At 71.4% G+C, this 22,768-nt stretch carries 20 protein-coding genes; 10 read left to right on the forward strand and 10 right to left on the reverse strand.

Going from position 1 to position 22,768, the window contains the following annotated elements:
- The first annotated feature begins 389 nt into the window (after window positions 1-389).
- Window positions 390-3,140 (forward strand): pyruvate, phosphate dikinase, encoded by a 2,751-nt coding sequence (gene ppdK, locus AB5J56_RS30240; RefSeq protein WP_369237003.1) that lies wholly within the window; start codon window positions 390-392, stop codon window positions 3,138-3,140.
- Between the two features lie 116 nt (window positions 3,141-3,256).
- Here ppdK and AB5J56_RS30245 read toward each other — a convergent pair whose 3' ends face one another.
- A complete protein-coding gene (locus AB5J56_RS30245; protein WP_369237005.1) occupies window positions 3,257-3,724 on the reverse strand; it encodes an excalibur calcium-binding domain-containing protein in 468 nt (155 codons plus the stop codon).
- Window positions 3,725-3,893: 169 nt separating this feature from the next.
- Between AB5J56_RS30245 and AB5J56_RS30250 the strand changes: the two genes are divergently transcribed.
- The gene (locus AB5J56_RS30250; protein WP_369237007.1) at window positions 3,894-4,820 is read left to right on the forward strand and encodes an oxidoreductase; all 927 of its coding nucleotides are present in this window, start codon (window positions 3,894-3,896) and stop codon (window positions 4,818-4,820) included.
- Between the two features lie 50 nt (window positions 4,821-4,870).
- Here the strand turns inward: AB5J56_RS30250 and AB5J56_RS30255 are convergent, their stop codons facing one another.
- From AB5J56_RS30255 to AB5J56_RS30275, 5 genes are all read right to left on the reverse strand, one after another.
- Window positions 4,871-5,635 carry an SDR family NAD(P)-dependent oxidoreductase gene (locus AB5J56_RS30255; protein ID WP_369237009.1) on the reverse strand — a complete coding sequence of 255 codons (765 nt, stop codon included), beginning with the start codon at window positions 5,633-5,635 and terminating at the stop codon, window positions 4,871-4,873.
- Between the two features lie 77 nt (window positions 5,636-5,712).
- A complete protein-coding gene (locus tag AB5J56_RS30260; RefSeq protein ID WP_369237011.1) occupies window positions 5,713-6,297 on the reverse strand; it encodes a TetR/AcrR family transcriptional regulator in 585 nt (194 codons plus the stop codon).
- A 59-nt stretch (window positions 6,298-6,356) separates the two neighbouring features.
- On the reverse strand, window positions 6,357-6,707 hold the full coding sequence (gene nirD / locus AB5J56_RS30265; RefSeq protein WP_369237013.1) for a nitrite reductase small subunit NirD: 351 nt from the start codon (window positions 6,705-6,707) through the stop codon (window positions 6,357-6,359).
- Window positions 6,704-9,313 (reverse strand): nitrite reductase large subunit NirB, encoded by a 2,610-nt coding sequence (gene nirB / locus AB5J56_RS30270; protein ID WP_369237015.1) that lies wholly within the window; start codon window positions 9,311-9,313, stop codon window positions 6,704-6,706. The genes nirD and nirB overlap by 4 nt, the downstream gene beginning before the upstream one ends.
- Entirely contained in the window at window positions 9,313-10,548 is a 1,236-nt protein-coding gene (locus AB5J56_RS30275) for an NAD(P)/FAD-dependent oxidoreductase (RefSeq protein ID WP_369237017.1), read from the reverse strand. Before AB5J56_RS30275 ends, nirB begins: the two co-directional genes overlap by 1 nt.
- A 258-nt stretch (window positions 10,549-10,806) precedes the next feature.
- Here AB5J56_RS30275 and AB5J56_RS30280 point away from each other — a divergent pair, with 258 nt between their 5' ends.
- From AB5J56_RS30280 to AB5J56_RS30295, 4 genes are all read left to right on the forward strand, one after another.
- Complete coding sequence (locus AB5J56_RS30280; RefSeq protein WP_369237019.1) at window positions 10,807-11,304, forward strand: hypothetical protein; 498 nt, start codon at window positions 10,807-10,809, stop codon at window positions 11,302-11,304.
- Window positions 11,305-11,352: 48 nt separating this feature from the next.
- Window positions 11,353-12,630, forward strand: a complete 1,278-nt coding sequence (locus AB5J56_RS30285; protein ID WP_369237021.1) for a sensor histidine kinase — start codon at window positions 11,353-11,355, stop codon at window positions 12,628-12,630.
- 22 nt (window positions 12,631-12,652) lie between these two features.
- On the forward strand, window positions 12,653-13,309 hold the full coding sequence (locus tag AB5J56_RS30290) for a response regulator (RefSeq protein ID WP_369237023.1): 657 nt from the start codon (window positions 12,653-12,655) through the stop codon (window positions 13,307-13,309).
- Between the two features lie 108 nt (window positions 13,310-13,417).
- A complete protein-coding gene (locus AB5J56_RS30295) occupies window positions 13,418-14,200 on the forward strand; it encodes a sulfite exporter TauE/SafE family protein (RefSeq protein WP_369237025.1) in 783 nt (260 codons plus the stop codon).
- Between the two features lie 9 nt (window positions 14,201-14,209).
- Here AB5J56_RS30295 and AB5J56_RS30300 read toward each other — a convergent pair whose 3' ends face one another.
- Both AB5J56_RS30300 and AB5J56_RS30305 read right to left on the reverse strand, forming a co-directional pair.
- Window positions 14,210-14,842 (reverse strand): class F sortase, encoded by a 633-nt coding sequence (locus AB5J56_RS30300; RefSeq protein ID WP_369237027.1) that lies wholly within the window; start codon window positions 14,840-14,842, stop codon window positions 14,210-14,212.
- 105 nt (window positions 14,843-14,947) lie between these two features.
- The gene (locus AB5J56_RS30305; RefSeq protein WP_369237029.1) at window positions 14,948-15,535 is read right to left on the reverse strand and encodes a hypothetical protein; all 588 of its coding nucleotides are present in this window, start codon (window positions 15,533-15,535) and stop codon (window positions 14,948-14,950) included.
- A gap of 314 nt (window positions 15,536-15,849) precedes the next feature.
- Between AB5J56_RS30305 and AB5J56_RS30310 the strand changes: the two genes are divergently transcribed.
- Window positions 15,850-16,557 (forward strand): NADPH-dependent FMN reductase, encoded by a 708-nt coding sequence (locus tag AB5J56_RS30310; protein WP_369237031.1) that lies wholly within the window; start codon window positions 15,850-15,852, stop codon window positions 16,555-16,557.
- A 130-nt stretch (window positions 16,558-16,687) separates the two neighbouring features.
- Window positions 16,688-17,152 (forward strand): ASCH domain-containing protein, encoded by a 465-nt coding sequence (locus AB5J56_RS30315; protein WP_369237033.1) that lies wholly within the window; start codon window positions 16,688-16,690, stop codon window positions 17,150-17,152.
- Between the two features lie 141 nt (window positions 17,153-17,293).
- Here the strand turns inward: AB5J56_RS30315 and AB5J56_RS30320 are convergent, their stop codons facing one another.
- Window positions 17,294-18,937: a M4 family metallopeptidase gene (locus AB5J56_RS30320; protein ID WP_369237035.1), complete on the reverse strand. Its 1,644-nt coding sequence runs from the start codon at window positions 18,935-18,937 to the stop codon at window positions 17,294-17,296.
- A 259-nt stretch (window positions 18,938-19,196) separates the two neighbouring features.
- Between AB5J56_RS30320 and cutA the strand changes: the two genes are divergently transcribed.
- Both cutA and AB5J56_RS30330 read left to right on the forward strand, forming a co-directional pair.
- Entirely contained in the window at window positions 19,197-19,523 is a 327-nt protein-coding gene (gene cutA / locus AB5J56_RS30325; protein ID WP_369237037.1) for a divalent-cation tolerance protein CutA, read from the forward strand.
- Entirely contained in the window at window positions 19,520-19,930 is a 411-nt protein-coding gene (locus tag AB5J56_RS30330; protein ID WP_369237039.1) for a gamma-glutamylcyclotransferase family protein, read from the forward strand. Before cutA ends, AB5J56_RS30330 begins: the two co-directional genes overlap by 4 nt.
- Window positions 19,931-20,343: 413 nt before the next feature.
- Here the strand turns inward: AB5J56_RS30330 and AB5J56_RS30335 are convergent, their stop codons facing one another.
- A complete protein-coding gene (locus AB5J56_RS30335; protein WP_369237041.1) occupies window positions 20,344-22,497 on the reverse strand; it encodes a molybdopterin oxidoreductase family protein in 2,154 nt (717 codons plus the stop codon).
- Window positions 22,498-22,768 lie beyond the last annotated feature (271 nt).

Genomic DNA, 22,768 nt, shown 5'->3' on the forward strand with positions numbered 1-22,768 from the left:
CCGATCCGGGGTCCGCATGGTGAAATTCGGTCGCCCGAAGCTGCGTGATTCTCGCCACGCTTGATAAGGGTTCCGCTCGGATGAGCGGATCTTGGGCGGCTGCACTTCCCTAAGGGGTGGCACTGAGTGCCACCCCTTGATCGTTCACGGGGTGAACTCAGGCGTGTTAGGTGCTGCTCATGTGAGCGGAATGGGCGCTCTGAGGGCCAGTAATCGTTCAAGAAGTGAAAACATCTGCTCCCTCTTGCTTGCCAGTCCTTGACTTTCGATCCAGTGGCGGACGAGTGGTTACGGCCGCATGACGGGCAAGTGGACGTACCCAGACGCCTTCGATCTGGGTATGTTCCCCGTCGTCAGGGCAGCCACCGCGTCCTCGAGGAGTCGGACCCGTGTCGGAAAACAAAGATCCCCACGTAGCTGAGAGCGGCGACAGTGGTGTTGATGGACTGAAGTTCGTTTACGACTTCACCGAGGGCAACAAGGAACTCAAGGACCTGCTCGGCGGCAAGGGTGCGAACCTCGCCGAGATGACCAACCTGGGCCTTCCCGTCCCTCCCGGCTTCACGATCACCACCGAGGCGTGCAAGACCTACCTCGACAGTGGCGACGAGCCGGCGGCACTGCGTGACGAGGTCAGTGCACACCTCGAAGCGCTCGAAGCATCGATGGGCAAGAAGCTCGGGCAGGCCGACGACCCGCTGCTGGTCTCCGTCCGTTCCGGGGCGAAGTTCTCCATGCCGGGCATGATGGACACCGTCCTGAACATCGGGCTCTCCGACAAGTCGGTCCAGGGCCTCGCCAAGCAGGCCGGTGACGACCGCTTCGCGTGGGACTCCTACCGCCGTCTCATCCAGATGTTCGGCAAGACGGTCCTCGGCGTCGACGGCGAGCTCTTCGAGGACGCGCTGGACGCGGCCAAGGAGGCCAAGAAGGTCACGGTCGACACCGACCTCGAAGCGGCCGACCTGAAGAAGCTCGTCACCAAGTTCAAGAAGATCGTCAAGACCGAGGCCGGGCGCGACTTCCCGCAGGACCCGCGCGAGCAGATGGACCTCGCCATCCACGCGGTCTTCGACTCCTGGAACACCGACCGCGCCAAGCTCTACCGCCGCCAGGAGCGCATCCCGGGCGACCTCGGCACGGCCGTCAACGTCTGTTCCATGGTCTTCGGCAACCTCGGCCCGGACTCCGGCACCGGCGTCGCCTTCACCCGCGACCCCGCCTCCGGCCACCAGGGCGTGTACGGCGACTACCTGCAGAACGCGCAGGGCGAGGACGTCGTCGCGGGCATCCGCAACACGGTCCCGCTCGCCGAGCTGGAGCAGATCGACAAGAAGTCGTACGACCAGCTCATGCAGATCATGGAGACCCTGGAGAACCACTACAAGGATCTCTGTGACATCGAGTTCACCATCGAGCGCGGCCAGCTGTGGATGCTCCAGACCCGCGTCGGCAAGCGCACGGCGGGTGCCGCCTTCCGCATCGCCACGCAGCTCGTGGACCAGGGCCTGATCGACGAGGCCGAGGCGCTCCAGCGCGTCACCGGCGCGCAGCTCGCCCAGCTGATGTTCCCGCGCTTCGACGAGGACGCGAAGGTCGAGAAGGTCGGCCGGGGCATCGCCGCCTCGCCGGGTGCGGCCGTCGGCAAGGCCGTCTTCGACTCGTACACCGCGGTGAAGTGGTCGCGTTCGGGCGAGAAGGTCATCCTCGTCCGCCGCGAGACCAACCCCGACGACCTCGACGGCATGATCGCGGCCGAGGGCATCCTGACCTCGCGCGGCGGCAAGACCTCGCACGCGGCCGTCGTCGCGCGCGGCATGGGCAAGACCTGTGTCTGCGGCGCCGAGGACCTCGAGGTCGACACCAAGCGCCGTCGGATGACGGTGCCGGGCGGTCACGTCGTCGAGGAGGGCGACGTCATCTCCATCGACGGCTCCAGCGGCAAGGTGTACCTCGGTGAGGTGCCGGTCGTGCCGTCCCCCGTCGTCGAGTACTTCGAGGGCCGGATGCACGCCGGCGCCGACGACGCCGACGAGCTGGTCGAGGCCGTGCACCGGATCATCGGGTACGCCGACCGGGTGCGCCGTCTGCGGGTGCGCGCCAACGCCGACAACGCCGAGGACGCGCTGCGCGCCCGCCGCTTCGGCGCCCAGGGCATCGGCCTGTGCCGTACCGAGCACATGTTCCTCGGCGACCGGCGCGAGCTGGTCGAGCGGCTGATCCTGGCCGACACCGACGCCGAGCGCGAGGAGTCGCTCAAGGAGCTGCTGCCGCTGCAGAAGCAGGACTTCGTGGAGCTGTTCAAGGCGATGGACGGCCTGCCCGTCACCGTCCGGCTCCTGGACCCGCCGCTGCACGAGTTCCTGCCCGACATCACCGAGCTGTCGGTGCGCGTCGCGCTCGCCGAGTCCCGCAAGGACTCCAACGAGAACGACCTGCGCCTCCTCCAGGCGGTCCACCGCCTGCACGAGCAGAACCCGATGCTGGGCCTGCGCGGTGTACGTCTCGGTCTCGTCATCCCCGGCCTGTTCACCATGCAGGTGCGGGCGATCGCCGAGGCCGCCGCCGAGCGCAAGAACGCCAAGGGCGACCCGCGCGCCGAGATCATGATCCCGCTCGTCGGCACCGTCCAGGAGCTGGAGATCGTCCGCGAGGAGGCCGACCAGGTCATCGCGGAGGTCCAGGCGGCGACGGGCGTGGAGCTGAAGCTCGCCATCGGCACGATGATCGAGCTGCCGCGCGCCGCGCTCACCGCCGGGCAGATCGCCGAGGCCGCCGAGTTCTTCTCCTTCGGCACCAACGACCTCACGCAGACCGTCTGGGGCTTCTCCCGGGACGACGTGGAGGCGAGCTTCTTCACGGCCTACCTGGAGAAGGGCATCTTCGGTGTCTCCCCGTTCGAGACCATCGACCGGGACGGCGTCGGCTCGCTCGTGAAGTCCGCCGTCAAGGCCGGCCGCGAGACCCGGCCCGACCTGAAGCTCGGCGTCTGCGGTGAGCACGGCGGCGACCCGGAGTCGGTCCACTTCTTCCACGAGGTCGGTCTCGACTACGTCTCCTGCTCGCCGTTCCGGATTCCGGTCGCGCGCCTGGAGGCGGGCCGCGCCGCGTCCACCGCGAAGGGCAGCGACCACCGCTGACACCACAGCTCCGGAGCCGCCGTCGGTCCCCGACCCTCACCGATCGGCGGCGGCTTCGGTGTTCGAAAGAGAAGGGGCGGCGCCCTGTGCGGGGGCGCCGCCCCTTCGGCATGCGCTCACTCGCAGGCGACGCCGTCGCCGTCGCGGTCGAGATGGCGACCGTAGCCGGGATCGCCCACCCGCACGGGCGCGGCGCCGGCGGCCCGGGCCTCGCTGCAGTTCGCGTAGTAGACGCTTCCGCTTCCCCCGTCGTCGGAACCGCCGCCTGCAGCGGGCTGGGCGGTGACGGTTCTCGTGACCGCTCTGGTGACCTTGACGGTCTTCGTGGCGGTCACCGTGGCCGCCGGTTCGGGCTTCGTGGTCTCAGCCGCGGTCTCCGTCGCCGTCACGGTCGCGGTGACGGTCGGGCCCGGCCTGGCGGCCGCGGGCTTCGCGTCGGTCGTCGTGTCCTGACCGCCGGTGCCGATACCGACGCCGATGAACAGGGCCAGGCCGAGTGCGGGGAGCACATACCGCTTCCGCGCCCATCGGGGCGCCGACCGGACGGGCTGCGGAGTGGGTGGCGTGGTGTACGGGTTGGTCATGGCGTCCCCCCAAGGTGTGCCAGATCGGGGGATGACCGTAATGCCGGACCGTCACTTGTGGAGTTGGAGTGATGGATTCGTGATGAGTGAGGTCGGGGGGTCCGCTTCCGGCGGCCGAGTGCTGCCGTCCTAGGCTGGGTGCACGCCCATCTGCGGAGGGAGTTCGGTCATGACCGGCTGGAGCGCGAGCGACATTCCCGATCAGAGCGGCCGCATCGCCGTCGTCACCGGCGCCAACAGCGGCCTCGGACACGCCACTGCACGTGAACTGGCCCGCCACGGCGCCCGGGTGGTGCTCGCCTGCCGCAGCGAGGCGCGAGGGCGCGGGGCGTTGGAGCAGATCGCCGCCGAAGTGCCGGGCGCACGGGTCGAGTTGCGTCGGCTGGACCTCGGGGACCTCGATTCCGTACGGGAGTTCGCGGCGACCTTTCCGTACGAGCGGGTCGATCTGCTCGTCAACAACGCCGGGGTGATGGCGCTGCCCTACGGGACGACCGCGGACGGGTTCGAGACGCAGTTCGGGGTCAATCACCTGGGGCACTTCGCGCTGACGGGGCTGCTGCTGCCCGCGCTGCTCGCCACCCCGGGCGCCCGGGTCGTGACCGTCGCCAGCATGTTGCACCGGCTGGCCGACATCGACATCGACGACCTCAACAGCGGACGCCGCTACCGGCGTTGGGTCGCCTATGGCCGCTCCAAGACCGCCAACCTGCTCTTCACGCACGAGCTGGCGCGCAGACTGGCGGCCACCGGCTCGGACGTCGTCGCGGCCGCCGCCCATCCCGGGTACGCCGCCACCAATCTGGCGACCAGGGGCCCGCAGGCCGAAGGGCGCAGGATCGCCGAGCGGATCGCGGCGGCCGGTAACCGGCTCCTCGCGCAGTCGGCGAGGGCGGGTGCACTGCCCGTCCTGTACGCCGCGACCGCGCCCGACGCACGACCCGATTCGTTCACCGGGCCGTCCTTCGCGGGGTGGCGGGGGTCGCCCGCACCGTCCCGCCGGGCGTCCTGGACTCTCAACGACGCTGCGGGGCAACGGCTTTGGGCCGCCTCGGAGCGGCTCACAGGTGTGACGTACGACGCCCTGAAGGCCTAGCGGCGGCGGGGCTGCCCGCCGTCGTACGAGGCGCTGGAGCTGCGCTGCGGCTACAGAGAGCCGCCGCTGTCCACGACCAGGTCCGTGCCGACCAGGGACGCCGCATCGGCGGAGGCCAGGTAGAGGACGGCGGCGGCCACCTCCTCGGTGGCGGAGACCCGGCCGAGCGGGAGCTCGTCCTTCACGCGCTCGACGCGCTGCGCGTCCGTCTCGCCGGGGCGCAGCGACATGGTGGTGGCGGTGGCGCCGGGGCTGACCACGTTGATACGGACGCCGTCGCGGATGTGGTCCAGGGCGGCGGCCCGGCTGAGCGTGGCGACGGCGGCCTTGGAGGCGGCGTAGGCGGCGACACCGGGGCGGCGGGTGTGCATACCGATGTTGGAGGCGATGTTGACGATCGCGCCGCCGGACGGCTGGGTGCGCATCTGCCGGACCTGGGCCCGCAGCGCGAGGAACACGCCGGTGACATTGGTGTCGAGCTGGGTGTGCCAGTCCTCCTCGTCCAGGTCGGCGAGGGGGCGGCCGCCGCGGAAGACGCCCGCGTTGTTGACCGCCACGTCGAGTGCGCCGAAGTGCTCGACGGTCGCCCGGACCAGGGCCTGGGCCTCGGCCGAGCGCGAGACGTCGGCGGTCACGGCGAGGGCCTTGCCGCCTTGCGCCTCGATCAGTGCGACGGTGTCGCCCAGCGAGGCGGCGGTGCGTCCGGCGGCGACGACGTGCGCGCCCTCGGCGGCGAGTGCGAGCGCGACGGCCCGCCCGATGCCGGAGCCGGCGCCGGTGACGAGGGCGGTGCTGCCGGAGAAGCGGCTGGGCATGCTCAGTCTCCTTTTTCTTGACCGATCGGTTCAATATCGGGACAGCGAGAAACGCACCCCCGAGAGGTGCGTGGATGTCAGTCGAGCAGGGTCAGCGCCTGCTCCGCCGCGTCGCGGACGCGGGCCGGGTCCGCGGACGCCTTGCCGACGACGCGCAGGCCCTGCATCAGGACCAGCAGGGTGCGGGCGAGGGGGAGCGGCGCGCGGTCGGCGGGCAGCTCGCCCTGGGCCTGTGCGCGCACCAGGGCCGAGTGGAGCAGGGTCTCGATGTGGTCCCAGCTGTGCTCCACGCGGCGCGCCGCGGCCGGATCGTGCGGGGCGAGTTCGGCGGCCGTGTTGGTGACGAAGCAGCCGGTCAGCCGCCGCTCGTCGGTCGCCGCCTCAGTGGCGAAACGGCGCACCACCGCGCGGACGGCGGGCAGCGCCGGCCCCGGCTGGGACAGCTCCCGCAGCAGCAGCGGGTCGCGTGCCTGCTGGTAGCGGTCCAGCGCCTTCAGATACAGCTCGTGCTTGTTGCCGAAGGTCGCGTAGATGCTGGCGCGTCCGACGCCGAGGTGCTCGACGAGGTCCGCCATCGACGTCGCCTCGTAGCCGCGCTGCCAGAACAGCTCCAGGGCTGACTGCAGCGCGGCTTCGGGATCGAACTCCTTGGTCCTGGCCACGTACGGCAGCCTAGATATTTCTGGAACGATCGGTCAAGTGGAGGTGTCGGGCGGCGACGCTACGAAGCCTGGACCTTGTACGTGGCGACGCGCACCGTCTCGTCGTCCAGGCACTGCCCCGACTCCAGGTCGAAGCGCTGCTTGAGGAGCGGGGAGGCGACGAACGGGCGGCCCTGGTGGGTGCCGGTCAGGCCGCGGGAGAGGACGGCGGCGCCACCGAACGGGTCGCGGTTGTCGATCGCGTGGATCAGGCCCGCGCTGTCGAGGAACACGGCGACCTGGCGGCCGTCCGGGAGGAGGGCGGCCACTCCGCGGCCGGGGATCAGCTGGGTGAGGTCACAGACCGTCAGCCAGCCGTCCTCCAACTGGAGTTGGACCTTCAGGGCAGTCGTCTCGGGTGCCAGAGTCATCGCTGGGCGCTTCCTTCCAGGGGGCGGTGGCCGATGGTCAGCAGCGGCAGGTCGGGCTTGATCTGGTCGCGCTCGGGGACGAAGCCGACGACCGGGTCGGGGGTGTCCGGGGCGTTCACGAAGGACACGAACCGGGCGAGCTTCTCGGGGTCGTTGATGGTCTCGGCCCACTCGTCGCGGTAGGCGGCGACATGCGCGCTCATCAGGGATTCCAGTTCCTCGCAGATGCCGAGCGAGTCCTCCACGACCACCTCGCGCACGTGGTCCAGGCCGCCCGGGATCCGCTCCAGCCAGGTCGAGGTGCGCTCCAGCCGGTCCGCCGTACGGATGTAGAACATCAGGAACCGGTCGATCAGCCGGACCAGTTCGGCGTCGGACAGGTCCTGCGCGAGCAGGTCCGCGTGGCGCGGGGTCGCGCCGCCGTTACCGCCGACGTACAGGTTCCAGCCGTTGGCGGTGGCGATGATGCCGAAGTCCTTCGACTGGGCCTCCGCGCACTCGCGGGCGCACCCGGAGACGGCCGACTTGAGCTTGTGCGGGGACCTGAGACCCCGGTAGCGCAGCTCCAGGTCGATCGCCATGCGGACCGAGTCCTGGACGCCGTAGCGGCACCAGGTCTGGCCCACGCAGGACTTCACCGTGCGCAGCGCCTTGCCGTACGCGTGCCCGGACTCGAAGCCGGCGTCCACCAACCTCGCCCAGATCAGCGGGAGTTGCTCGACGCGCGCCCCGAAGAGGTCGATGCGCTGGCCACCGGTGATCTTCGTGTAGAGGCCGAAGTCGCGGGCCACCTCACCGATCACGATGAGCTTCTCGGGGGTGATCTCGCCGCCCGGGATACGCGGCACGATCGAGTACGAGCCGTTCTTCTGCAGGTTGGCGAGGAAGTGGTCGTTGCTGTCCTGCAGAGCCGCCTGCTCGCCCTCCAGGACGTAACCGCTCGCGCCGATCGTCGGGGCGAGGGAGGCGATGATCGAGCCGACGGCGGGCTTGCAGACCTCGCAGCCGTCGCCGCCGCGCGCGTTGTCCCGGCCGTACCGGTCCAGCAGCTGGCGGTAGGTGTTGATGCGCAGGGCGAGGACGATCTCGTACAGCTCCTCGCGGGTCTGCGAGAAGCAGCCGCACAGGCCCTTGTCGACCTCGACGCCGCTCGCCTCCAGTTCGGCGGTGACGAGCTGGCCGAGCACCTTGACACAACTGCCGCAGCCGGTACCGGCCTTGGTGCACTTCTTGACCTCGGGCACGGTCGTGCACTGGTGGTCGGTGACCGCGCCGCGGACCGTGCCCTTGGTGACGTTGTGGCAGGAGCAGATGATCGCCTCGTCCGGGAGGGCGGACGGGCCGAGCTGGACGGACTCCCCGGCGCCGGCCGGCAGGACCAGCGACTCGGGGGAGACCGGCGGGATCGATCCGGTGAACGCGCGCAGCGTGCCGTACGCCTCCGCGTCGCCGACCAGGATGCCGCCGAGCAGCGTGCCGTCGCGGCCGATGACCAGCTTCTTGTACAGGCCGGAGCGGGAGTCGGAGTAGACGACGTCCAGGCAGTCCTCGGCGGTGCCGTGCGCGTCGCCGAAGGACGCCACGTCGACGCCGAGCAGCTTCAGCTTGGTGGAGAGGTCGGCGCCCGTGAAGGACGCTTCGTCGGCGGCGATCGTCGCGGCGGCCGTCTGGGCCTGCTCGTAACCGGGAGCCACCAGGCCGTACACCCGGCCGTCGGCGGCCAGCGCGCACTCGCCGATGGCGAAGACGTGCGGGTCGTTCACCGTGCGGCACTGCTCGTCGACGGTGATGCCGCCGCGCTCGCCGACCGTCAGACCGGACTCGCGGGCCAGTTGGTCGCGGGGACGGACGCCGGCGCTGAACACCACCAGGTCGGTGGCGAGTTCGGAGCCGTCGGACAGCTTCATGCCGGTGACCGCGCCGTCCTCGCCGACGACGATCTCCTGCGTGCCCACGCCGGTGTGGACGCTCAGGCCCATGTTCTCGATGGTGCGCAGGAGCGCGGCTCCGCCGCCCTCGTCGACCTGGACCGGCATCAGCCGGGGCGCGAACTCCACGATGTGGGAGGTGAGTCCGAGTCCCTTCAGCGCGCCCGCCGCCTCCAGGCCCAGCAGACCGCCGCCGACCACCGCGCCGGTCGTCGCCTTCGCCTTCGCGTACTCCTCGATCGCGAGGAGGTCCTCGATCGTGCGGTAGACGAAGCAGCCCTCGGCGTCCTTGTTCGGGACGGGCGGGACGAACGGGTAGGAGCCGGTGGCCAGGACGAGGACGTCGTAGTCGACTGCCAGACCGGAGCGGGCCGTTACCCTGCGGGCCTCGCGGTCGATGGCCTCCGCCGGGTCGCCGACGTACAGCTCGATCCCGTGCTCCTTGATGAACTCCATGTCCGTCATGGAGAGTTCCTCGGGCGTCGTGCCCGAGAAGTACGAGGTGAGGTGCACTCGGTCGTATGCGGGACGCGGCTCCTCGCACAGCACGACCACACGGTGCGTGGCGGTCATGCCGCGCTCCGCGAGCGCTTCGAGGAAGCGCTGGCCGACCATGCCATGGCCGACGAGCACGATCGTGGGGCGGGGCAGGTCCCCAACAATTGCGGTCGTGGTCATCAGGAGCCTCCATCGTTGGTGAGCAGGTGGAGCAGGGGGCCGCCGTCGGAGGGGAGCGGCTCCGCTCCCTCCCAGGCGCGCGCGAGCGCGCCGACGGTGCCGAGTTCGCCGACGAGTACGCCGCCGACCAGGCGGTCGTCGCGGACGACGACCTTGCGGTAGGTGCCGCGCGTGGCGTCGGCGAGCTGAATGACGTCGTCGCCGGGGCGCGGGGTGGGCTCGCCGAAGGCGGCGAGATCCAGGAAGTCCTGGCCGGCCAGGGTGAGCCGGGTCAGGGAACGGGTTCCGGTGTAGCGGGCGGAGGCGTTCGCGGAGCGTCCGGCCTCGCTCGCCAGCAACTCGGCCAGTACGTCGGCCTGTTCGAGGGCGGGAGTCGCCAGACCGTAGACCGTGTCGGCGTGCTGCGCGCAGTCCCCGATCGCCCGGATGTGCGGGTCGGACGTACGGAGTTCGTCGTCCACCACGACGCCCTTGCGGACGTCGAGGCCGGCGATCTGCGCGAGGCCCACACGCGGGTGGACCCCGCAGGCGAGGACCACCAGGTCCGCGTCGAGGGCGTACCCGTCGGACATCTCGACCGAGCGGACCGCGCCGCCGACGCAGCGCACATCGCGCACCCGGCACTCCGTGTGCACCTCGACGCCCAGCTCCTCCAGGTGCCGCAGCACCAGGCCGGAGGCACCGGGGTCGAGTTGACGCTCCATCAGTCGCTCGGACTGCTGGGCGAGGACGACCTGCGCGCCGCGCTGGGCGAGCGCACGGGCGGCCGACACACCGAGGAGCCCGCCGCCGATGACGACCGCCCGCATCCCCGGCCGTACGGCCTTCGACAGACCCAGGCAGTCGTCCATGGTGCGGAACGCGTGGACACCCTCGGGCAGTTCGGCCCCGTCGGTCGTGAACAGGCCGCGCAGCGGCGGAAGTACCGGGTTCGAGCCGGTGGCCAGCACGAGCGTGTCGTATGCGATCACCGAACCGTCCGCGCAGGTCACCCGGCGCTCGGCGCGGTCGATACCGCTGACCCGGGCGCGGGTCAGCCCCGCGGGCGTCGGCAGCGCGATCACCTCGGGGGCGTAGCGGCCGGCAAGCACTTCGGCGAGCAGAACCCGGTTGTACGGGCGGTGCTCCTCCTCGCCGACCAGCAGCGCTGGCACGCCGAGCTCACCGAGTCGCCGGGCGAGACGTACGCCCGCGAGCCCGGCGCCGATCACCACCACACGCGTATTCGAGGTCATGTACCGCAGCGTGCGTTGCCGGTGTTACCCGGTCGCATCACGTCTGTTTCCCACGGGGAACGCTGCCCTCAGCGGAAGCGCGACGGGGGTGTGAGGGTTCGGAGCACGCGCCGGGGGCGTGCTGTGAGGCAGGCCGGGGGTGAGGGGGTGGGGTTAACCGAACCGGCGGCTTCCGTGCAGGCACCATCGTGTACGGCCCGCGCGGACGGAACCCTGGAGAGGTCGGATTCCACCAGCTCATGCCCAGGGGGCCACACCATGGCGACCGTCCGGAACCTCCCGATCGACGACACCGCATCCCTGCGTGCCTGGCGGCTGGTCCGCGAACCCTTCACCGCCGCGACGTGGCGCCGGGTCGCGTACGCACTGCTCGCACTGCCGGTGAGTGTGGTGTGCGTCCCACTCGGTCTCGTGGGCCGTACGGGCGGCCGGTGGCAGCGCCGGCTGGTGCGGCGGTTCCTGGGCGTGGAGGTCGAGGGGAAAGCGCGAGGGCTGCTGCACGCGGTGGCCGCGGCACCCCTCAACCTCCTGGTGCTGGCCGTCACCGGCTACGGCTGGTCCATCGTCCCCATGAACCTCGGCTGGCCGCTGCGCGCCGGCTCCGACTACTCCGGCGCCTGGGGCGGCCCCACCTTCGCGGGCGCATGGGCCTTCCACGCCGTCGTCGGCGGCATCGGCTTCCTGCTGATCATGCCGTGGGTGGGGCGGGGGATGGCGGCGGTGCAGGGGCGCCTCGCAGCGGCGCTCCTCTCGTAGGCCGTCTCTCCCGGGAATCTCCCGGACCGTCTCTCTTAGGTTGATGACATGCACCGCCTTCGCGCACTCGTGGCCTTCCCCTTCGGGCGGAAGGCCCTCGCGGCGCTCCTGTACGGAGTGCTCGCCTTTCCGCTCGCCCTGGCCGGGTTCTCCCTGACCCTGGCAGGGCTGCTGGTCGGCGGGGTCCTGTCGGTGACCACGCTGGGGCCCTGGCTGATCGCGGTCACCGTGCGCGGAGCGCTTGCGATGGGCAGGCTCCAACGCGCCCTCGCGCGCGTGCTGCTGGGGTGGGAGATCGAGGAGCCGGAGCGGCACGCAGGGACCGGACTGCTCGGCTGGCGGCGTGCCGTCCTCGCCGACCGCAGCGGCCGGCGCGCGGTCGCCTGCGCACTGACGACACCCTTCACCGGCGTCCTCGCGTACGTCGCCGTCGTCGTCGGCTACGCCTACGGTGTGCTGCTCACCCTGCACCCGCTGCTCAAAAGATGGAACTACAACACGGTGCGCGCGGCCGACGGCACCGAGCGGCACATCTCCCTGGAGTTCTTCGGGTTCCAGGTCGACACCTGGCCGCGCTGGCTGATCCCCGTCACCCTCGGCCTGCTGCTCCTGGCCACCGCCTCCTGGCTGCTGCGGGGAGCCCTCACCCCGCACCGCATGCTGCTCACCGCCCTGCTCGGCCCCGACGCCGCCGACCGCCGTATCCGCACCCTGGAGGAGACCCGCGCCCAGGCGGTCGACGACGCCGCCGCCACCCTGCGCCGCATCGAACGCGACCTGCACGACGGAACACAGGCCCGGCTCGTCGGCCTCGCCATGCACCTCACCATGATCCGTGAGCTGATCACCGCCGGCGCCGAACCCGACCGCCTCCTCACCGTCGTCGACACCGCGCGGGGCAACGCCACCCAGGCCATCTCCGACCTGCGCCACCTGGTCAAGGGCATCCACCCGCCCGTACTCGACCAGGGCCTCGACACCGCCCTCGCCACACTCGCCGCCGACAGCGCCCTCCCCGTCGAGGTCACCGCCGACATCGGCAGCCGCCCGAGCCCCGCCGTCGAGTCGATCGCCTACTTCTGCGCCGCCGAACTCCTCGCCAACGCGACGAAACACAGCGGAGCGTCCCTGGCCACGGTGGAGGTGACCGCCCAGGACGGGCTGCTGCGGCTGTCCGTCCGCGACGACGGGCGCGGCGGCGCGGTCATCGGCGCCGGCTCGGGGCTCGCCGGGCTGCTCACCCGGGTCCGCACCGTCGACGGCACGCTCACCTGCGACAGCCCGCCCGGAGGGCCTACGGTGGTCACCGTCCGACTGCCCTACTGACCCACTGATCACGGGAGCCGCAGTGCGCGTCGTCATCGCCGAGGACTCGGCCCTGCTGCGCGACGGGCTCGTCCAGCTCCTCCAGCTGCGCGGCGTGCAGGTCGCGGCGGCCGTCGGGGACGCGGAGGCGCTGCTCGCCGCCGTCGCCGAGCACGGCCCGGACATCGCCGTCGTCGACATCAGGCTGCCGCCCACCCAGACCGACGAGGGCGTCCGGGCGGCCGTACGGCTGCGGCAGGACCACCCCGGCGTCGGGGTGCTGATCTTCTCGCAGTACGTGGAGACCGCGTACGCCGCCCAACTGCTCGGCGATCCCGCCGGGTTCGGCTATCTGCTGAAGGAACGGGTCGTCGACATCGGCGAGTTCGTGGACGCCATGGAGCGGGTCGCCGCAGGCGGTACGGCCCTCGACCCCGAGGTCGTCGCACAGCTCTTCGGCGCCGGCCGTCGCGCCGGCGCCCTGGACACGCTCACCTCGCGCGAGCGCGAGGTGCTCGCGCTGATGGCCGAGGGCCGCACGAACCATGGCATCGCCGCGGGCTTCACCGTCTCCGAGCGGGCCGTCGAGAAGCACATCGCCAACATCTTCACCAAGCTCGACCTGCCGCCGTCGGAGACCGGGAACCGGCGGGTGCTGGCGGTGCTGCGGTATCTGGAGGCGACGGAGGCCGCGGGCTGAGTGCGGGGGGTGCCGGGGCCACGGAGACCGTGGGCTGAACCTCAGAAGTCCCTCAAGGATCACGAGGTACGTGGACGGGGCAGCTATCCCGTCCATAGGGTCGCGATCATGCCCGACATATCGCTGACCATGGTCGTTCTGCTGTGCGTCGCCGCGCTCGCGGCCGGCTGGATCGATGCCGTGGTGGGCGGCGGCGGGCTGCTGCTGCTTCCCGTGCTGCTGCTCGGGCTGCCCGGCGGCACCGCCGCGACCTACGCCCTCGGCACCAACAAGGCCGTGGCCATCGTCGGCACCTCGGGCGCCGCCGTGACGTACGCGCGCAAGACCAAAGTCGACGTGGGGACCGCCGTACGGATCGGGCTCGCGGCGCTCGCCGGCTCCACCGCCGGCGCGTTCGTGGCCGCGGGCCTGAGCACCGACGTACTGAAGCCGGTCGTCATGGTCGTGCTGCTCGGCGTCGGCGCCTTCGTGATCCTGCGCCCCGCCTTCGGCACCGCCCCCTCGACCGAGCCCGTCTCCGCGCGCCGCGTTCTCGCCGCGATCGGGCTCGCGGGCCTCGGCATCGGTTTCTACGACGGGCTCATCGGCCCCGGCACGGGTACGTTCCTGGTGCTCGCGCTGACCGCGCTCCTCCACCTGGACCTGGTGACCGCCTCCGCCACCGCCAAGATCGTCAACTGCTGCACCAACGCCGGCGCCCTCGCGACCTTCGCCTGGAAGGGCACGGTGTTCTGGCAGCTCGCCGCGCTGATGGCCGTCTTCAACCTGGTCGGCGGCATGGTGGGCGCGCGCACCGCGCTGAAGAAGGGCAGCGGGTTCGTCCGGGTCGTGCTGCTGACGGTGGTGTTCGCCCTGGTGGCGAACCTTGCGTACAACCAGTGGGTGGCCTGAGGGGGCGGTTCAGCGGTTGCTGCCCGTCAGGTGGGCGAAGACGACCACGTTCCCCTGGTAGCCGGTCGACTTCGAGTAGCCGCCGCCGCACGTGATCACGCGCAGCTCGGGGCGGCGGGCCGCCCCGTACACCTTCTCGTCGGGGAAGTGCCGGGCGTCGTAGACCTCGACCGCGTCGACGGAGAAGCGGGCCGTGCCGCCGTCGCGCCGCTCCACCTCGATCGTGCTGCCCTTCTTCAGGGCCCCGAGGTCGTAGAAGACGGCGGGGCCCTCGGCGTTGTCGACGTGTCCCGCGACGACGGCCGTACCCCGCTCACCGGGGGTGGTGCCGGCCTCGTACCAGCCCGCGAGGTTCTTCTTCGCGGCGGGCGGGACGTCGAGGCTGCCGGTCGGGGTCAGGCCGAGGCCGGTCAGCGGGGCGTTCACGTGGATGGACGGGATGCGGATGCGGTCGGGCGGGGAGGGCGGGAGCGCGGTGGCCGCGGAACGTGCGGCGGTGGAGCCCGGCGACGCGGCCTGCGCGGCCGACGGCTGTGGTGGTGCGTGCCACTCGGCGCCGCTGCGCAGCAGCCATGCGCCGGTGCAGAGGGCGACCACGGTGACGGACCCTATGGCGAGGTTCCCGAACCTGCGCACGCGCACCTCCTGCGTTCTCTGTGTCCCGCGCCCCCTCCGGGCCGCGAGGGGCGTCGGACCCGGAGGGGGAGGGGACGGCGGTACCGGTGGACGGACAGCGGAGGGTGTCCGTCAGATCCCGTCGCCTCTCGCCCGGCGATGCAGGAGCCAGGTACCGCCCGCGGCGGCGACGGCCAGCGCCGCCACTCCCGCCGCGGTCTGCACGGGGTCGCGGCCGAGTGCGCCGCCGACCCCCGTCTTCACACTTCCTCTCGGGTGCACCTGCTCCTTCGTGGAAGTCAGCGTCACCATCAGGTCGCCCGTGACCTGCGTGTCGCCCTCGGAGCACTTCACGACGATCTCGTACGTCCCCGGCTGCGCGCTCGGCGGCACCTTGAACTGGCCGATCGCGTCCTCCCGGTGCGTGCTGGGCGCCAGCGTGAACGTGCCCGCGCCCACCGCGCTGGCGTCGCCCGTCGCCGTGCCGTCCGCGCCGCAGGCCGCGGTGTTCACCGAGACCTCGCCGCCGGGGACGACGGTGGAGGGGTACACCTCGAGGGTGTGGCTTCCGGTGCCTGCGCCTGTGTCGGCGGCGTACGCGGGTCCTGCGGCGAGGGCCGCGGCGGCGACGGCGAGTGCGGTACCGGTCAGCGGCCGGGCGAGACGTTCGGCCGTACGCCTGGCGATCCGTCTGGCGAGACGTCTGGCGGTACGTCGCATCGTGGTGCTCCTCCGAGGGGGCGCGGCCCGCGGCACCCCCATGTGCCGCTGCGTCGGTCGTGCCCCTGCCTTACCGAGGTAAGTGGCACTTGGGCGCGCCCGCTTCCTGATGGAACGTCAGGATTGATGTGAACGGGTGTCAGACGGGGGATCGGGGTGAGCCGTCGTCGGACCGTTCCAGCAGGTCACCGGCGTGCGGGTGGTTCGGCGCGAAGGAGAACCCGAAGGGTGCGGGGGGCGCGTGTGAACGGGTGACCGGGGTGCGGCGGGACGGGCTTGACCTCAAGGATGGTCGAGGTATGAGGCTGTGGCGCATGAAGACCACCGCTGATGAAATCTCCGCCCCTGTAAGGCCGTCCGAAGAGTCCTCGGCGTCCGAAGAGTCCTCGGCGCCCTCGGCGTCCTCGGCGTCCTCGGCGTCCTCGGCGTCCGAAGGATCCCCGGCGCCTGAGGCTCCGATACGGGTCGTCGTCCTCGTGGGCAGCAACCGTGAGGGCCGCTTCGGTCCCGTCGTCGCCGAGTGGCTGCTGGGGGAGGTGCGCGGGCGTGACGACCTCGCGCCCGAGGTCGTGGACGTCGGCGAGATCGCCCTCCCCATGACCTTCGCCCGCTCGCCCGAGGCGACCGCCGCACTCGCCGAGGTCACGCCGAAGCTGGCCGCCGCCGACGCGTTCGTCGTCCTCACCCCCGAGTACAACCACTCCTTCCCGGCCGGCCTGAAGAACCTGATCGACTGGCACTACAGCGAATGGCGCGCCAAGCCGGTCGCCCTGGTCTCCTACGGCGGCGTCTCCGGAGGCCTCCGCGCCAGCGAACACCTCCGCCAGGTCTTCGCCGAACTGCACGCCGTCACCATCCGCGACACGGTCTCCTTCCACGGCGCCCGGGCCACCTTCGACGAGGCGGGCCGCCCGCACGACACCGTCGCCCCCGCCGCCGCGGTAAAGGTGATGCTCGACCAGCTGGTGTGGTGGGCACGGGTGCTGCGGGAGGGGCGGGGGGTGCGGCCGTACGGGGGTTAGGGCCCCTTCGCAGGGGGGCCGGTGGGTGGGTCGGGGGCGACTGCGGGGCAGCGGAGGCAGCAGCTGTGCTTGCCGGCCCGCAAGCCGGCACCGTCGTGACCCACGCGGGCTGGACCGCTACGGTTCCCGGATGACCTCCGACTCTCACGCCGACACCCCGAACGCGGACCTCGCGTCCCTGCGCAAGGCCGAGTTCGGCTTCCCCGGCTCCCTGCGCGACCGCCTCGTCGCCGCGATCCTCGACGGCTCGAAGACCTCCACGACGGGGCTCGTCGCCGACTACGAGCACGAGGGCGATCCCCTGCCGGAGGTCGGGAGCCGTTCGGTCGTCGTCGACTCGGACGATCGCCCGGTCGCGGTCATCGAGACGACCTCCCTCCGCGTCGTCCCGCTCGCGGAGGTGGACCTCGCCCACGTCTTCGACGAGGGCGAGGGTGACGCCGACGTGGCCGAATGGCGGGCGAACCACGAGAAGTTCTGGCACAGCCCCGAGATGCGCGCCGCGATGGACGACCCCGCCTTCACGGTCGACGACACGACTCCGACCGTCCTCGAACGCTTCCGCCTAGTCACGGACCTCCGCTCCGCCGACTGAACGATAACGACGGGGAGTGGCACATTTCGGCGGGTCATCGGTGGGGCTGGGGGCTGTGACCAGGCGCTCTGAGGACGGCCGGGCGCCGAAATGTGCCAGTTGTGCGGGTCCCTTGTTCAGGCGGAGGGGGCGGGGGGGCGGTCAGGTCACCGCGACCGCGGTCCACGCTGCTGCCACCGCGTTGTACTCCGTGCTGCCTGCGCCGTAGAGGTCCTTCGCCGCGTTCAGGGTCGCCGTCCGGGCGGCCGCGTAGTTCGTCGAGGACGTCATGTAGACGGTCAGGGCGCGGTACCAGATCTTGCCCAGCTTCTCGTGGCCGATACCGCTGACCGTCGAGCCGTTGCAGGTGGGAGAGTCGTAGCTGACGCCGTCCTTGGTCTTCGCGCCGCTGCCCTCGGCGAGGAGGTAGGCGAAGTGGTTCGCGACGCCGGAGGAGTAGTGGACGTCGAGGTTGCCGACCGAACTGCTCCAGCAGTCCGCCGAGTTGCCGTCCTTGGACGGCTTGTCCATGAAGCGGAGGGCCGTCTTTCCGAAGCCGGAGCGGACGATCTTCTCGCCGATCAGGTAGTCGCCGGGGTCGGAGGAGTTGTTCGCGTAGAACTCGACGAGGGTGCCGAAGATGTCGGACGTCGCCTCGTTCAGGCCGCCTGACTCGCCGGAGTAGGTCAGCGCCGCCGTCTTCGACGTCACGCCGTGCGACATCTCGTGGCCCGCCACGTCGAGGCCGACGAGCGGGCCGAGCGTCGTACCGTCACCGTCGCCGTACGTCATGCAGAAGCAGCTGTCGTCCCAGAAGGCGTTGTTGTAGTTGGTGCCGTAGTGGACGCGGTTGTACGAGCCCTTGCCGTCGCCCGCGATGCCGCTGCGGCCGTGGACGTTCCGGTAGTAGTCCCAGGTCTCGTTGGTGCCGTACTGGGCGTCGACCGCGGCGGTGGAGCGGTCCGCCGTGGTCCCGGTGCCCCAGTGGTTGTCCGTGTCCGTGAACAGGGTCGCGGGGGCGCGGCTGATGCAGATCCCGAAGATGCAGAGGTCCGTCTTGTTCGCGGCGTCGCCCGTGTACGTGTTGCCGCGGGTGGGATCCTTGAGCTGGTACGTCGACCCGGACAGGGTCGTTTCCAGCGGAACCGTGCCGCCGTAGAGCGACTTGCCGTCGCCCGTCGCCGTCTCGATGCTGTCCCAGGCGTCGATCTGCGTGCCTGTGCGGGCATCCGTGAGCACCATGCGCGCGACCGGGTTGCCCAGCGTGTCCTGCGCCACGACCTGAGTGCGCCAGGCCAGCTTCGGTGCGCCGTGCAGGGCGTCGACGACCAGCTGTGGCTTGGCCGTTATCTTCTTCAGCGTCTCGCCGAGGTTCGCGGCGCGCAGCGCGTTCACCGCGAGGTCGGCGGCCTTCGGTGCGGCGAGCGCGGGCGTGACGGTGGAGAGCGAGAGGGGGCTCCTGGTGGCGCGGTCGGCGCTGCGGAAGGAGCCGTTCGGAGCCAGGTGGACGACGAAGTCGCCGCCCAGGACCGGGAGTTGGCGGTACGTGCGGTCGTAGCGGACGTGCTGGGTGCCGTCCGCGTCGACGACGACGTCCCGGACGGTGGTGCCCTGCGCGGAGGTCAGGCCCAGCTGGGCGGCCAGGTCCACCAGCGCCGATGCCGCGTTGTCGATCGCGGTGGCCCGGGACGGTCTGTCGTTCGCGACGGCGACGGGGGAGAGCGCGGTGGCCAGCAGCGTGGCGGCGGTGGCGGCCACGCCGGCCGCCGCGAGACGGGAACCTCGGATGTGCCGTATTCGACTCATCGGTCTCCTTGGGAAGGCGCCTCGGAGGGCGTGGGGGCGTGGGGGTGCGTAGGGGTGCGGGGGTGCGTGGGGGTGCGTGGGGTGCATGGGGGGTGTCGCTGGGGCGGTGGCTGGGATGTGCTGACTGAGAGTTAAGGGGGCATGACATGTCATGTCCATAGCGCGTTCTGGTGGACGTGTGTGGGTGTGTGTGGGTGTCCAGGGGAGCGAGAATCGTTTCTGCGAAGGCCCCGGAGCCCCGCGGAAGGAGATCGACATCATGGCCACCGGCGACTGGCTGACCGTGCTGACCACGACGGATGCCGCGGAGAAGGCGGAAGCGCTCGCGCGGGGCGCGGTGCGGGACCGGGTCGCGGCCTGCGCCCAGATCTCGGGGCCCGTGACATCCGTGTACCGCTGGAAGGGAGCCGTGGAGACCGCCGGCGAGTGGCAGGTGCTCTTCAAGACCACCGGCGCCCGCTACGACGCGCTCGAGTCGTACCTCCGCGAGGCCCACGACTACGACACCCCCGAGATCATCGCGACACCGGTCGTGCGGGGGAGCGCCGACTATCTGCGGTGGGTCGAGGAGGAGACCGCCGAGTGACCCTGCCCTTCTTCGTCTACGGGACCCTGCGCCCCGGCGAGCACAACCACGACCTCTTCCTGCGCGGGCGCACCGCCTCCGAGGAGCCCGGGCGGCTGAGGGGCGCGGTGCTGTACGACGGACCCGGCTACCCGTACGCCGTCGAGGAGGCCGGTGGCGTGGTCCACGGCGAGTTGGTGACCGCGCTGCCCACGGCGTACGAGGAACTGCTCGGTGCGCTGGACCGGTTGGAGGAGTACGTGCCGGGCGGCCGCCGCAACCTGTACGAGCGGGTGGTCCGGGACGTGGTCCGCGCGGACGGCGCCGTCGTGCGGGCCTGGGTGTACGTGGCCGCGCCCGCCGTCGCCGCGCGGCTGCGGGCGCGTGGCGAACTCGTCGTGGGCGGGGACTGGCGGGGGCGCCGCTGAGGTGTACGGGAGCCCCGGCCCCCGTATCGGCCCGAACGGCCTCGTCCTCGGGCGACACGTACTCCGCGAAGACTCTCAACCCGCTGTCCGGGTCGTGGAGTTCGACGGTGGGGTGCGACTGGCCGTCGCCGTACGCGGCGTGGTGGGCGCGGTGCTTCAGGCGCGGGCCGAGTGCCGTACCGGTGATGGACGGCCCCGACCAGCCGCTGCCGTCACCGAGCAGCGTGAGGTCGACCAGCGGCAGAAGTCGACGGTGAGTCCGCAGTGGCCTCAGCGGTGGCTGTGGTCCTGCGTCATGACGTCGTCCCCTCGGCGCACTCGGCGCACTCGGCCACGGCGGCCATGCCCGGGTGCCGAGCCGGACGCTTTCATGCAAGAACATGCCGGAGCGGGGACCACCAGGGCATCGAAGGCTAGTTCACCGTCTCCAGCCGTACCGCGCACGTCTTGAACTCCGGCATGCGGGACGTCGGGTCGAGGGCCGGGTTGGTCAGCGTGTTGGCCCTGCCCTCGCCCGGCCAGTGGAACGGCATGAAGACGGTGTCGGGGCGGATGGAGGTGGTGATCCGCGCGGGGGCAACGGCGCGGCCCCGACGCGACACGACGGCCACGTCCGCGCCGTCCACGGCGCCCAGTCGCTGCGCCAGGCGCGGGTGCATCTCCACGAAGGGGCCGGGCGCGGCGGCGTTGAGCTCGTCGACGCGGCGGGTCTGCGCGCCGGACTGGTACTGCGCGACCACGCGCCCGGTGGTCAGCAGCACCGGGTACTCGTCGTCCGGCTCCTCGGCGGACGGCCGGTGGGAGACCGGGACGAAACGCGCCCGGCCGTCCTCGGTGGCGAACCGGTCGAGGAAGAGGCGGGGCGTACCGGGGTGCGCCCCGGCCGCGGCGACGTCCGAGCCGGTGTCCTCGGCCGGGTCGTCCGGAAGGACGTCCAGCGAGGCGTCCTCGCAGTCGGCGGCGGGTGCCGGGCACGGCCAGAACACCCCGTTCTCCTCCGCGAGCCGCCGGTAGGTGATCCCCGAGTAGTCCGCGGGCCCGCCGGCGCTCGCCCGGCGCAGCTCGTCGAAGACCTCCTCCGGGTCCGTGGGGAAGCCCTTCTCCACGCCGAGCCGGGCGGCCAGTTCGTGCAGGACGTCGAGATCGCTGCGTACGCCGGAGGGCGGGGTGATCGCGCGGCGGCGCAGCAGGACGCGGCCCTCCAGGTTGGTGGTCGTGCCGGTCTCCTCGGCCCACTGGGTGACGGGCAGGACGACGTCCGCGAGGGCCGCCGTCTCGGAGAGGACGACGTCCGCGACCGCCAGGAAGTCCAGCGACCTGATGCGCTTCTCGATGTGTGCGGCGTGGGGCGCGGACACCACCGGGTTCGAGCCCATCAGGAGCAGTGACCGGATGTCCGTGCCGAGGGCGTCGAGGAGTTCGTAGGCGCTGCGTCCCGGGCCGGGCAGCGAGTCCGGGTCGACGCCCCACACCTCGGCGACGTGGCGGCGCGCGGCGGGATCGGTGAGCTTGCGGTAGCCGGGCAACTGGTCGGCCTTCTGGCCGTGTTCGCGTCCGCCCTGTCCGTTGCCCTGCCCGGTCAGGCAGCCGTAGCCGGACCGTGGCCGCCCCGAACGCCCGGTCGCCAGGCACAGGTTGATCCATGCCCCGACCGTGTCCGTCCCCTTGGACTGCTGCTCGGGCCCGCGCGCCGTGAGCACCATGGCGTTCTCGGGCTCGCAGAACAGCCGTACGGTTTCCCGGAGTTGAGGCACGGGAACACCGGTGATCCGCTCCACGTACTCCGGCCAGTGCGCCATCGCCGCCGCCCGCGCCTCCTCCCACCCGCTCGTACGTTCCTGGATGTACGCCTCGTCCGTGCGCCCCTCGGCCACGATCAGGTGCAGCAGGCCCAGCGCCAGGGCGAGATCGGTGCCCGGCCGGGGCGCGAGGTGCAGGTCCGCCTGCTCGGCCGTACGGGTGCGGCGCGGGTCGATGACGATCAGCGTGCCGCCGTTCTCCTTCAGCTCGGTGAGGTAGCGCAGTGCGGGCGGCATCGTCTCGGCGAGGTTGGAGCCGACGAGGATCACGCACCCGGTCCTGGGGATGTCCTCCAGGGGGAACGGCAGGCCGCGGTCGAGGCCGAAGGCCTTGATGCCGCCGGCCGCCGCGGACGACATGCAGAAGCGTCCGTTGTAGTCGATCTGCGAGGTGCCGAGGACGACCCGGGCGAACTTTCCGAGGGCGTACGCCTTCTCGTTCGTCAGTCCGCCCCCGCCGAAGACCCCGCACGCGTCCGGGCCATGCTCCGTGCGCGTGCGGGCCAGCCCCTCGGCGATCCGGTCGAGGGCCTCTTCCCAGGTCGCGGGCGTAAGGACGCCCGCGTTCCGGACCAGCGGGGAGGTCAGCCGGACCCGGGACGAGAGCAGCTCCGGTGCCGTACGGCCCTTGCCGCACAGCGCGCCCCGGTTCACCGGGAAGTCGGGGCGCTCGACCACCGTGACGCCCCCGTTCTGCTCGGGCGTGAGGTTCATCCCGCACTGCAGGGCGCAGTACGGGCAGTGGGCGGGCGTCACGGAGGTCTGCATACCGCCCAGCGTGCGTCGGGCGTGTTACACGCCGGGACGGGTCGCGTTACGCCGCCGGGACGGGGACCTCCCGGGCACCCAGGAGTGACCGTGAGGCCGAAGGCGCGAGCTGCCTCCCAAGCGACACCACCCCTCACCCGAGGGTTGCCGCGGGCGCCACGAAAGTTGCCTCTGTGACGAAGGACGCCACATGTGGCCGATTACGCATCGGCAGGTGGCCGACGAGGCCTTGTTGAGGATTCAAAATCCGCGACTACAGTCGGGCGGCGAA

The organism is Streptomyces sp. R21 (assembly GCF_041051975.1).
In the GTDB taxonomy this organism is placed as follows: Bacteria; Actinomycetota; Actinomycetes; order Streptomycetales; family Streptomycetaceae; genus Streptomyces.